The organism is Pelagibius sp. (genome assembly GCF_028281305.1).
Lineage (GTDB): Bacteria > Pseudomonadota > Alphaproteobacteria > Kiloniellales > Kiloniellaceae > Pelagibius.
Genome location: NZ_JANQKD010000008.1, coordinates 20,564 through 32,589 on the forward strand (window position 1 = coordinate 20,564; position 12,026 = coordinate 32,589).

Below are 12,026 nucleotides of genomic sequence, written 5' to 3' on the forward strand. Positions count from 1 at the left end.
TTCTCAAGCAGAGCAAGAAACGATAGACTCCCGGGCGTTCACGCATCACGCGGTCTTCTCGTTCATGGAGCCCAAGGTCTTGTCCAAAGCTGTCATTTGGTTCTCGATTGGGCTTGCGCTTCTCGCATCGATGTTCGCGGCTGATTGGTCTCGGTCAGAGAATGAGACTGTGGCGTTTCCGGATGGCTATCTGGTCAGAGAGAGACCCAGCATCTTCTTTGACGGCAATACGGACTCCTTCACGGATGAACTCTTCTATGATCTGGTCATCGAAGACATCGTGGAATTCGTTGTCGCGAGGAACCGAAGCCGAGGCCCTACATCGAGCCCGGCGAGTGGCAGGTCGAGCTACAGCAAGTTCACAAAGGCTCCAACTTCCGCCGAATGCTCTGCAGCAACTCAATCACCCGGGTTCAGTATCCTCTCATCGGTATGGCGATCAAACTATGACCTGCTGAGAGGCAACTGTGTGATCGTACAGCCAGTGAGCGAAAGCGATACGGATCTGAGAGTGCTGGAGAACGACAACGTCTGGTCGATCGAAGAGCGTTCCTCTGGCACCATAGTCGCGCGCGCGGCGAAGACTCGTGGTCCGGAGGGTATCAGGACGCTCTTTGGCGCACGCGCCAGCATCGCACAGCAGCCCGGCTCGCCGGTCTTTGAAGATGACTTCTCGGACGTGGCACTGGCTCGTGCAATCGAAAGCGGAGGTCGCACCGCTGAAGCCGCGGTCACAATCATCCGGCTGCGTGCACGCATGGAGGACCGTGGCCTCGTCCCTGAGGTATCGGTCCGCAGGACGATCTCCCCGGAAGTGCTTGAACAGATCCTCCAAGTGGCTTCGGCAAGCAAAGACCCGGCACAAAGGTTCTCGCCCGGTTTCCAGGAACTGATCGCGGGAGCCTCGGCAGAAACCGCCGAGCGTATTTTCCCGATGATGATCGAAATGCTCTACGCACCGTTCGAAGCATCCGAGCCATACGGCCCCTGGTACTACGGCAACAGATGGAAGGAGCAGGTCCGGAACAAGCGTCCGAACCTGGAAGAACAGTTCTCGCGCAACAACTACGTACCAGTCTTCGCCGCAGCGCACTCGTTTCGATCCGCGTCCGCCCTAGCGCTGCGCCTCGGCGCGCCTTACACCGAGCTCTTCTATGAGGAATTCAGCACCGAGATCGTGAACAAGGTTCTGTCGAACACCGGGCCAGGTTTCCATACCGCTGTCTTGGCGCGTTCAGAGCCCAATCTGGTAGGTGTCATTTCGGAGCTTCGGGGCCGGGCTCCCTCACCAAACCGGATCGGAACGCTCTGGGCTTTGATCGAACAGGGTAAGAGCCTGCCTGGGGCCTTCATTGAGGAACTGCGTCAGGGCTGCGAGGAAGACCCGGAGTTTCTGAACAACGGACACGCCAGCCGACGGTACTTGGATGGCAAGTCGTTCTGCACTCACTTCTTCGAGACCGACGCCGCCAGGTTCCGGCAGTGACACGCGATCGGACACCTCAGGCCGGGCTAAGCCAGGTATCGGGCCGCCTCTTCCAGATCCTCCGGCCGGTTGGTGTTGAAGAAGGGATCGAGGGGGCCGGCGGGGGACTTTAGATCCGGGAAATCCACCTCCACCAGCTTGTGGCGCGCCGTCCAGCGGTCGACCTTGCGCATCTCCTCCTCCAGCATCGCCCGGCGCAGGTCGTCGCGCAGGCCGAGGCGCCAGAGGCCGAAGACCGGGTGGGTGCGGCCGTGGGTGACGGCACAGGCGAGATCCGCCCCCTCCGCCGCCACAGCCTCCATCATGCGCGCCACCAGATCTTCCGGCAGAAAGGGGGCATCGCAGGCGAAGCTGGCGAGCCATTCCGCGCCGGGCGCCTGCGCCGCCGCCCAATCGAGGCCGGTGAGGATACCGGCTAAGGGTCCGGCATAGCCCTCCACCACGTCCGCCGCCACCGGCAGACCGAAGCATTCGAAGCGCGCCGGGTCGCCGTTGGCGTTCAGCACCAGCGTGCCCACCTGGGGCGCCGCGCGTTCTATGATATGGGCCAGGATAGGCCGCCCGCCGAGGTCGCGCAGGCACTTGTCGCCGCCGCCCATGCGCCGCGACAGGCCGCCGGCCAGCAGCACGCCGGCCACCTGAGTCTTCTCTAAGATCATCGGGATCGGCGGGCGCGCTCAGGCCGCATCGTCGGCGCGGCTCGACTTGCGCTGATGGCGCGGGTCCTCGTCCTCAAGCCCGGCCGGATCGTGGTCGAAGACCAGGCGCTCCTCGCCGGCGAGCGCGACGAAGCGCTTGCCCTTGGCGCGGCCCACCAGGGTAAGGCCCGCCTGGCGCGCCAGTTCCACGCCCCAGGCGGTGAAGCCGGAACGCGAGACCAGGATGGGAATGCCCATCTGCACCGTCTTGATCACCATCTCCGAGGTCAGGCGCCCGGTGGTGTAGAAGATCTTGTCGTCCGGCGCGATGCCGTGGCGCAGCATGTAGCCGGCGATCTTGTCGACGGCGTTGTGGCGCCCGACGTCTTCCATATAGAGCAGCGGCCGGTCACCCTCGCAGAGCACACAGCCGTGGATCGCCCCCGCCTCCAGATAGAGGCTGGGCACGGCATTGATCTTTTTCGAGAGGCTCGCCAGCCAGGAGGTCTTCAGAACCGCCTCCGCCGGCAGGCGCACGGTGTCGAACTTCTCCATCAGGTCGCCGAAGACCGTGCCCTGCGCGCAGCCGGAGGTGCGCACCTTCTTCTTCAGCTTTTCCTCGTAGTCGGTCTCGCGCTGCGTGCGCACCACCACCACGTCCAGTTCCTCGTCGACGTCCACCCCTTCGATGACATCGTCCGGGTGCAGCATGTTCTGGTTCAGCAGATAGCCCAGGGCAAGGTATTCGGGATAGTCGCCGATGGTCATCATGGTGACGATCTCCTGCCCGTTCAGGAACAGGGTGAGCGGCCGCTCCACCACCACGGCAGTCTCCACCGCCGTGCCGTCCTGATCGACGCCGGCGATGCGCTCGGTCAGCTTCGGATCGGCAGGATCGGGACGCAGGGCGAACTCCTCCAGCAGCGCCGGGTCGCTCGCCTTGGCGCGGCCCTTGCGCAGGCGCTTGAGCCCGCCATCCGTCCCCCCTTCTGCTCCCGGCACTGCCGTCTTCTCGGCCATCCGTTTTCCTCCGCTCCGCCGTCCCTCAAGACTATGGGGGCCGGGCCCGCCAACCGCAAGCCGCGGCCCGATAGTTTACTTTAAGAAAGCCGTTTCCTAACGAAAAATCAAAGGACTGGCAGCTAATTCTCAGGGCGCCATGACTTTCGCACAACCGCCTTCCAGCCCGCCCCTTGGTGTGTGGCAGCGGCCCGGCTATAAGGGCGCCATGAGCCCGCTGCCCCTCCGCTTTGCCGCCGTCCTGCTAACCTGCGCGTCGCTGATGACGGCGGAGGCAGGCGCCCAAGAGGGGACGGAGTCAGAGCCCCCTCAGGAGCCACCCGCACTGCGCTTCGCGCTGGCGACCGACGCCCTGCCGCCCCTGGCCGAGCGGCTGCCGGCGGAGCCGCGCCGCGCCCTGCCCGTCCGTGAGGGATGGCGGGAGGGGCGCTACGGCGGCAGCCTCCGCCTGCTCAGCCGCGCCGGGCGCGACGCCCGCGATCTCGTCCTGCTGGGCTATGCGCGCCTGGTGGTGTGGAACGAGGATCTCGAGCTGGAGCCGGACATCCTGAAGTCGGTGGAGGTCGAGGACGGGCGGATCTTTACCCTTACCCTGCGGGCCGGGCACCGCTGGTCCGACGGTACGCCCTTCACCACCGCCGACGTCCGCTTCTGGTGGGCGGAGGTCGCCAACAACCGCGAGATTTCACCGCGCGGCCTGCCGCCGGAGATGCTGGTGGACGGCAAGCCGCCGCGCTTCGAGGTGCTGGACGACACCACCCTGCGCTTCACCTGGGAGTCCCCCAATCCGCTCTTCCTGCCGGCGCTGGCCGCGGCCTCGCCACTGTTCATCTATCGCCCGGCGCACTACCTGAAGCAGTTCCATGCCAGCTATGCCGACGAACAGGATCTGACCGCCCGGGCGGAGGCCATGGGTCTCAGGACCTGGGCCGAGCTGTTTCAGCGCCGCGACCGGCCCTTCCGCTTCGATAACCCGCAGCGGCCGACCCTCCAGCCCTGGATCAACACCGTGGCCCCGCCGGCCGACCGTTTCGTTGCCCTGCGCAACCCCTATTTCCACCGGGTCGACGGTCAGGGCCGGCAGTTGCCCTACATCGACGAGGTCATCCTGACGCGCACCCAGGCCCGGCTGATGGCGGCAAAGGCGGCCGCCGGCGACGCGGACCTCATCGCCCGCGGCCTTTCCTTCAAGGACGCCGCGGTGCTGAAGGAGGCGGAGGACAGGGGCCGCATCACCCTGCGCCTCTGGCCCATCGGCCGCGGCGCACAGCTTGCCCTCTACCCTAATCTGAACGTGATTGCGCCGGGCTGGCGCAGCGTGCTGCGGGACGTGCGCTTCCGGCGCGCCCTCTCCCTCGCGACCGACCGCGACGAGTTGAACCAGGTGCTCTACAGCGGCACCGCCCTGCCCGGCGCCAACACCCTGCTGCCCGGCTCGCCCCTCTACAGCGCGGAAGACCGCCGCGCCTGGGCGAACTACGACCCGGAGCAGGCCAACGCCCTGCTGGACGAGATGGGCATGCTGTGGCGCGACAACGACGGCATCCGCCATCTGCCGGACGGGCGGCGCGCCGACCTGGTGATCGAAACCGCCGATGCGGACGCGGCGGAGACCGATGCGCTGGAAGTCCTGACCGCACAGTGGCGCAAGATCGGCATCGCCGTCCTGATCCGCAGCCAGGGGCGCCAGGCCACGCGCCAGCGGGTGCGCAGCGGCGCCACGGCCATGAGCATCTTCTATGGCCTGACCAACGGTCTCGCCACCGCCTCCATGAGCCCGGCGGAACTGGCCCCCACCAGCAACCGCCAGAACAACTGGCCGCTCTGGGGCCTGCATCATCAAAGCGGCGGCAGCGCCGGGGAAGCCCCCGATCTGCCGGCGGTGCAGGAGCTGCTGGGACTTTACGAGGCCTGGGCCAGCGGCCCCGACGATGACGCGCAGGAAAAGATCTGGCGGCGGATGCTGGCGATCCACGCCGATCAGGTCTTCACCATCGGTCTGCTGGGCGCCGTGCGCCAGCCGGTTGTCGCCAGCGCCCGCTTGCGCAACCTGCCGGACGAAGCCGTCTACCTCTACGACCCCGGCGCCTACTTCGGCCGCTACCGCGCCGACACCTTCTGGTTCGACGAAGAGTAGCGGCTTGGGGCCAGCCTTTCCTGGAGCCCCGTCCTAGAGACCCGTCCTAGAGACCCGTCCTAGAGACCCGTCCTAGAGAAAGGTGTCTTCCGGAATGAAACCGTGCTCGGTGAGGATATCGTCGATACGGTCCCGCAGGGCATCAGCCTCCGCCTCACGCCCCTGGGCGCCGTAAAGTTCGACAAGGTTCACGAGAACGCCGAAGAGGCGCTGATCGGTCGGCGCGAAAGCGGTTTCCATGAGGTCAAGCCCGCGCAGGTACTGGTTCTCGGCCTCCTCAAAGCGACCCAGTTCATAGTTGATGGCCCCGAGGCCGTGGAGACTGGGCGAGAGGGCGAGATCGCTTGACCCCAGCCGCCTTTCAAGGATTGAGAGCGCGCGCTGGAACAGCGGCTTGGCCTCATCGAACCGCTCCTGGGCATAGTAGAAGCTGCCCAGGTCGTTGAGCCGCTCTGCCACCGCAGGATGTTGCTTGCCGACGGCCTCCTCCACCAGTGAAAGCCCCTGTTGCAGAAGTTCTTCCGCCTGCTTTTCACGCCCAGTGTGGTAGTAGGCCTTGGCCACGTTGCTGAGCGTGTAGGCACAGTCGGGATGATCGGCGCCCTGAGTCTCTTCGCAGATCGCCTGGGACCGGGCAAAACGGGCTTGCGCCTCCCGGAACTGCCCGCTTTGCAGATGAACCTCTCCAAGTCCCGTGAGGGGCAGGATCAGCAGCGGATCGTCCTCGCCCGCGAGCGCCGTCTTGACGCCGAGGGAGCGTTGGTAAAGTACAGCGGCCTGATCGTAGCGGCCTTGGATCAGGTAGACCCCGGCGATCTTCTCCAGCGTCGCGGCGTAGCGCATATCCTCCTGGCCCCAACGCGCCTCCACGTCGTTCAGCGCATCGCTGTAGCGCTGCAAAGCCTCGTCAAAGTGGCCATAGTTCAGATAGCAGTCGGCAACCGCGAAGCGGCCCATCCAGAAGCCATTCTCAAGAGACTCCATTGCCGACATGAACTCCTCAATGACGGCGATCGCCTTTTGATGCTTGGCATAGCTCATCTTCGGCCCGCACACTTCAAAGGCTTCGGTTACGTTCATCGTGGTACTGCCAAAGGTCGCGCTTCTGGAACCGAAATCGGTTGCTGGGCCGCCGCAAGCGCCCAGAGATGCCACAACGCCGAAAACGAGGATTCTGGAGATCATCGCGATACCGTTCTTCATGGACTGGTCTGTTCAACTATTAGCTGAACGGCACGCTCCTTACCACCCAGCAAAGCCTCTAAATGACCGCAGCAAAAATAGGGTCGTCATGGCCGGGGCCGGGCCGCTAAGATAAGCCCAGATTGGTCATACCACTTGCGCCCAGCTTGCCTCGGGTCCGGGGGCGACACGGCCAACAAGAAACATCGTCTGCGGAAGCTGGGGGCCGGCATCGGGCCGGGGCTTGGCGAACCTACAGACGCACACAGGAGAGTTCCCTGATGGAGATGGGCGGCAAACGCGTCCTCGTCTGCAACTGCGAATCGACCATGCCGCTGGACGAGAAGGGCCTGACCCGCGCCTGCCAGGCCGTGGGCGCCAGCGGCGAGGCCGACCTGAACAGCCAGCTCTGCCGCGCCCAGCTCGGCAACTTCCAAAGCGCCATCCTGGGCCAGCAGCCGGTGCTGGTGGCCTGCACCCAGGAAGCGCCGCTGTTCCGCGAGATCGCCGAGGAGGACAACCCCCAGGCCGCCGTCGAGTTCTTCAACATCCGTGAGAACGCCGGCTGGTCCGGCGAGGCCGAGGCCGCGACGCCGAAGATCGCCGCGCTCATTGCAGCAGCGGCGGTGGAGGCGGAGCCGACGCCGCTTGTGGCTCTGGCTTCACAGGGCGTCTGCCTGATCTACGGCCGCGACGAGAGCGCCCTCGAAGCCGCCCGCCAGCTGGCCGGCCGCCTGGAGGTGACGGTGCTGCTGAGCGCACCGGGCGAAATCCTGCCGCCGCGCGCCATGGACGTGCCCGTCTTCCAGGGCACCATCGTCCAGGCCAAAGGCCAGCTCGGCGGCTTCGGCATCACGGTCAACGACTACGCCCCGGCCTCGCCCTCCGGCCGCGCCCGCCTGACCTTCGAGCCGCCGCGCGACGGCGCCTTTTCCGAGTGCGATCTCATCATCGATCTCACAGGCGGCACGCCCCTCTTCCCGGCCCATGACAAGCGCGACGGCTACTTCCGGCCCGACCCCGGCGATCCGGTCGCAGTGCAGCGCGCGCTCTTCGAGGCAGCGGATCTGGTGGGCGAGTTCGACAAGCCGCGCTACGTCCACTACGACGCCGACATCTGCGCCCATTCGCGCAGCCGCAAGACCGGCTGCACCCGCTGTCTGGACATCTGCCCCACCTCCGCCATCACCTCGGCCGGCGACACGGTCGCGATCGACCCGCTGGTCTGCGCCGGCTGCGGCGCCTGTGCCTCGGTCTGCCCGACCGGGGCGGCGACCTACCAGCTTCCGGCCGGCGACAGCCTCTTCCAGCGCCTGCGCACCCTGCTGGAGGCCTACCGGGAGGCCGGCGGCGAGGCGCCCCTCCTGCTGCTGCACGATACCAGCTACGGTGCCGAGGTGATCGCGCTCTCCGCCCGTCTGGGCCGTGGCCTGCCTGCCCGCGTTCTGCCCTTCCCGCTCAACGAAGTGACCCAGGTGGGCATCGACTTCCTGGCCGCGGCCTTCGCTTACGGCGCCGAGCAGATCGTTGTGCTGGCCGACCCTAAGAAGCGCGACGAACTGTCGGGGCTCGCCGGTCAGATCGGTCTCGCGGAAGCCGTCTTGGACGGACTCGGTTACGGTGGCGGGCGCGTGCATGTGATCGAGGCCGCGGACCCGGACGCGGTCGAGCAACAGCTCTACGATCTCGCCATCCCCGAGCAGGCTATGCCGGGCGGCAATTTCCTGCCCCTCGGCGGTAAGCGCAGCCGCGCTTTCCTGGCCTTGCGCCATCTGCACGACAAGGCGCCGCAGCCGGTGGACGTTCTGCCACTGCCGCCGGGCGCGCCCTTCGGCGCCGTGAAGGTCGATACCGAAGGCTGCACCCTCTGCCTTGCCTGTGTCGGCGCCTGCCCCACCGGCGCCCTGCTGGACGACGAGGAACGCCCCTGGCTTGGCTTCAAGGAGGATGCCTGCGTCCAATGCGGGCTCTGCCGCAACACCTGCCCGGAAAGCGTCATCACCCTGGAGCCGCGGATCAACTTCACCACGGCGGCCATGGGCGCGGTCATGCTGAACGAAGCCGAGCCCTTCGAGTGCGTACGTTGCGGCAAGCCTTTCGGCGTACGGCAATCCATCGAGCGCATCGCCGAGCAACTCGCCGGCAAGCACCACATGTTCCAGAACGCAGAGCAGATCGAACGCATCAAGATGTGCGACGACTGCCGCGTGGTGGTGCAGTTCGAGGGCGGCAACGACCCCTTTGCCGCAGGTCCGCGCCCGACGCCGCGCACCACCGACGACTACCTGCGGGAGCAGGAGATCGAAGAGGCGCGGCAGAAGGTGCTGGCGGAGCGGGCCGCGGCCAAGGTCGGCAGCAACGGGGAAGACGCCGGCTAAGGACCGGCGGTTACTGGACCGGGCGGTTAATCGCCTTTTCACGAGGCCTAGGCTAGACTCAGACGCATGACCGAGTCCGGCACAACTCTCGACCCCCGTATCGATCCCCGCCTCAACGCCGTCCGCGACGATCTCGCCGATGCGGCTCTGGAAGGCCAGGTCACGGCAGTCCGCTTCGCAGAAGGACGGCCCGCCGGGATCGCCCGCGGGGTCGTCGACCTGCGCCGCACCCCCGATGCAGGCTCCGGCCTCGACAGCCAGCTTCTTTTCGGCGAAACCGTGACCGTCTTCGACGAGGCGGAGGGCTGGGCCTGGGTGCAGAACCAGACCGACGGCTATGTCGGCTATGTCGAAAGCAGGGCGCTCGGCGCGGCCCCTTCGCCGCCGACCCATCGGGTAACGGCCCTGCGCAGCTATCTCTTTCCGGAGCCTAATCTCAAGGCGCCGCCGCTGGATTGCCTCAGCATCGGCTCGCCGCTTTGCGTCACCGGCCGCGAGGGCGACTACGCCGCTCTCCAGGGCGGCGGCTATGTTTACGGCAGACACATCGCGCCGGTCGCGGAAACCGAATCCGACTTCGTCGCAACGGCGCTGCGCTTTCTCGGCACGCCTTACTACTGGGGCGGGCGCAGCAGCGTCGGCCTCGACTGCTCGACCCTGGTGCAGTTGTCGCTGGCCTGTGCGGGCCTGCCCGTTCGGCGCGACAGCTATCAGCAGGAAGCCACGGCGGGCGAAGCGCTCAACGGGCTGCCCGGAGAGATCGCCCTGCAGCGCGGCGATCTGGTCTTCTCGCCCGGGCATGTCGCCATAATGCTGGACGCTGGGCGCATCGTGCACGCCAACGCCTTTACCATGACCGTGGCCATCGAGGATCTGGCCGCGCTGGAAGGCCGCGTGCGCGCGGAAACCGGCGGCGGCTTCACCGCCGTGCGCCGCATCCCTGAATTCGGTTGAGCGGCTTTCGGGGCGGCTACTGAGGGGGAAGCGGCGGCCCGCTGCTGTTCCCGACCTGGGACTGGCAAAGCGCTTCGGCGCGGCTCTTGAACAGGTCGGCCTGAGCGGCGGTGATCGTGCCCTCTTCCACCATGCCGTCGATGTCGGCGGCCCGCTCGGCCAGGCAGCGCGCCACGGGGTCGTCCGCCGCCGGCACTGCCGCTTCAGGCGGGAAGAGGTCGTCGCGGTGCATGATGCCGAGCACCGCAACCATCAGAAGGGCGACGCCCAAAGCACAGAGGCGGGCGATGGGACGGTCTAGAAAAGAGACCTCTTGCCGGGGTTCAGCCATGGCGCAGAGGCTAAAGCCCCTGCCGGGACCCTACAAGCCCCAGAAAGTCGGCGGAATCCGGCGCCTAGAGCGGATTCTGCTTTCCCCGAGGTCCCATTGGCCATACGAAAGTTGGGGGCGAATTTGGGTCCCGCTGGTACTATTTTTGACAAGTATCAAATGAAAGTCGTCCGGCTCGGCATAACATGAGCGGGCAATCAGGGTTGGGAGAGTCCGAATGGCTGAGATGATCGATCCCTACGGCAGGGCGATCACCTATCTGCGTGTATCGGTGACGGATCGCTGTGATTTCCGCTGCGTCTACTGCATGGCGGAAAACATGACCTTTCTGCCCAAGGCGCAGATCCTGAGCCTGGAAGAGCTGGACCGTGTGTGCAGCGCCTTCGTGCGCCAGGGCGTGCGCAAGCTGCGCATGACCGGCGGCGAGCCGCTGGTACGCCGGGACATCATGACGCTGTTCCGCAGTCTGTCGCGGCATCTGAAAAGCGGCGCCCTCGACGAGCTCACCCTGACCACCAACGGCAGCCAACTCGGCCGCTTCGCGCATGAGTTGGCGGACATCGGCGTCCGGCGTGTGAACGTCTCGCTGGACACACTCAACCCCGATAAGTTCGCCGCCATCACCCGCTGGGGCAAGTTCGACCAGGTGATGGAAGGGCTCGCCGCCGCAAAGGCCGCCGGCCTGCAGGTCAAGATCAACGCCGTCGCGCTGAAGGGTGTCAACGACGACGAGGTGCATCGCCTGGTCTCCTGGTGCGGCGACGAAGGCTACGACCTCACCTTCATCGAGGTAATGCCGATGGGCGACATCGGCGGCGAGGACCGGGTCGAGCAGTACTGGCCGCTGTCTATGCTGCGCGCCGAACTGGCGCAGAAGTGGACTCTCGACGAAATCGACTACCGGACCGGTGGGCCGGCGCGCTACGTGCGGGTGCGCGAAACTGGCGGCCGCATCGGCTTCATAACGCCGATGACCCATAACTTCTGCGAAAGCTGCAACCGGGTGCGGCTCACCTGCACCGGGACGCTCTACATGTGCCTGGGCCAGGAAGACGCCGCCGATCTGCGGGAACCCTTGCGCGCCAGCGACAGCGACGGGCTGCTGGACGCGGCGATCATGGAAGCCATCGGGCGCAAACCCAAGGGCCACGACTTCGTCATCGACCGCCGCCGCAAGCAGCCCGCGGTCTCTCGTCACATGAGCGTCACCGGCGGATAACCTACTCCGTCGGCAGGCCGCAGGCTGTTCCCTCTACTGGATGAGCACCTGATGGGCGAAGTCGCGCCCGTTTGAAATGGTGATCTGTTCGAAGCCCAGCATCTTCGCCAGATCGAAGAAGGTGAAGTAGTCCTCCACCCCCAGCTCCGAGAAGACCGGCAGCAACCGGGCCACCGCCGTCATCTGAGCGAAGATCGCGCGGGCGCGGTAGACCGTGTCGATGCGCCCCTCGTCGAGCGCCACGATGATCAGCTTCTCGGCTTCCGAGCCCTTGGCGAAGATCGCCGCGGTCGGCGGATAGGGCGCTTTGTTCTGCTCGCTGGTAATGCCCGTCACGAAGGCAATACGGGATTTGCGCGAGGTCTCCGGCAGGGTGAAGGAGCGGGCGGTATAGGTCTCCCGAGACGTCGGGTCAGGGTAGTAGTAGCCGGCATGCCGGTCGTCCGCAGAGGCGGGCGTCGCGACCGCTGTCAGGCCGGCCAGAATCGCGCCCCCTAGGACCGCGCCGGCCAGAACCGTTGCCGCTGCGCAGAAGCGCCGCCCTGCTGGTGGCCAAAGCCTCATGAACCCTTCTCCCTGTACGAAGCCCAGTTTGTCGTTGGCGCAACCCTGCGGGAGGACGGCGCTTTTGACAAGAGGGCGTTTAGCCTTGTGAGCCGCAGACGTGAGCCGCAGACGTGA

Annotated in this window: 10 protein-coding genes; 5 read left to right on the forward strand and 5 right to left on the reverse strand. The window is 66.0% G+C overall.

The features are described 5' to 3' along the window. The first annotated feature begins 511 nt into the window (after positions 1–511). Entirely contained in the window at positions 512–1,486 is a 975-nt protein-coding gene (locus Q0982_RS01590; protein ID WP_299391160.1) for a hypothetical protein, read from the forward strand. Positions 1,487–1,512: 26 nt separating this feature from the next. On the opposite strand, the gene mobA is transcribed toward Q0982_RS01590, so the two are convergent. Both mobA and fdhD read right to left on the reverse strand, forming a co-directional pair. Next, positions 1,513–2,145 (reverse strand): molybdenum cofactor guanylyltransferase MobA, encoded by a 633-nt coding sequence (mobA, locus tag Q0982_RS01595; RefSeq protein ID WP_299391161.1) that lies wholly within the window; start codon positions 2,143–2,145, stop codon positions 1,513–1,515. A gap of 18 nt (positions 2,146–2,163) precedes the next feature. Then, positions 2,164–3,144, reverse strand: a complete 981-nt coding sequence (fdhD, locus tag Q0982_RS01600; RefSeq protein ID WP_299391163.1) for a formate dehydrogenase accessory sulfurtransferase FdhD — start codon at positions 3,142–3,144, stop codon at positions 2,164–2,166. Between the two features lie 208 nt (positions 3,145–3,352). Here fdhD and Q0982_RS01605 point away from each other — a divergent pair, with 208 nt between their 5' ends. After that, a complete protein-coding gene (locus Q0982_RS01605; RefSeq protein ID WP_299391165.1) occupies positions 3,353–5,281 on the forward strand; it encodes an ABC transporter substrate-binding protein in 1,929 nt (642 codons plus the stop codon). A gap of 72 nt (positions 5,282–5,353) precedes the next feature. Here Q0982_RS01605 and Q0982_RS01610 read toward each other — a convergent pair whose 3' ends face one another. After that, positions 5,354–6,361, reverse strand: a complete 1,008-nt coding sequence (locus Q0982_RS01610; protein ID WP_299391166.1) for a tetratricopeptide repeat protein — start codon at positions 6,359–6,361, stop codon at positions 5,354–5,356. A 383-nt stretch (positions 6,362–6,744) separates the two neighbouring features. Between Q0982_RS01610 and Q0982_RS01615 the strand changes: the two genes are divergently transcribed. Next, positions 6,745–8,841, forward strand: a complete 2,097-nt coding sequence (locus tag Q0982_RS01615; RefSeq protein WP_299391168.1) for a 4Fe-4S binding protein — start codon at positions 6,745–6,747, stop codon at positions 8,839–8,841. A 66-nt stretch (positions 8,842–8,907) separates the two neighbouring features. After that, complete coding sequence (locus tag Q0982_RS01620; protein ID WP_299391169.1) at positions 8,908–9,795, forward strand: C40 family peptidase; 888 nt, start codon at positions 8,908–8,910, stop codon at positions 9,793–9,795. A gap of 16 nt (positions 9,796–9,811) precedes the next feature. Here Q0982_RS01620 and Q0982_RS01625 read toward each other — a convergent pair whose 3' ends face one another. Next, positions 9,812–10,126 carry a hypothetical protein gene (locus Q0982_RS01625; RefSeq protein WP_299391170.1) on the reverse strand — a complete coding sequence of 105 codons (315 nt, stop codon included), beginning with the start codon at positions 10,124–10,126 and terminating at the stop codon, positions 9,812–9,814. 226 nt (positions 10,127–10,352) lie between these two features. Here Q0982_RS01625 and moaA point away from each other — a divergent pair, with 226 nt between their 5' ends. Continuing rightward, the gene (gene moaA / locus Q0982_RS01630; RefSeq protein WP_322096927.1) at positions 10,353–11,345 is read left to right on the forward strand and encodes a GTP 3',8-cyclase MoaA; all 993 of its coding nucleotides are present in this window, start codon (positions 10,353–10,355) and stop codon (positions 11,343–11,345) included. Positions 11,346–11,378: 33 nt separating this feature from the next. Here the strand turns inward: moaA and Q0982_RS01635 are convergent, their stop codons facing one another. Then, a complete protein-coding gene (locus tag Q0982_RS01635) occupies positions 11,379–11,909 on the reverse strand; it encodes a hypothetical protein (RefSeq protein ID WP_299391172.1) in 531 nt (176 codons plus the stop codon). Positions 11,910–12,026 lie beyond the last annotated feature (117 nt).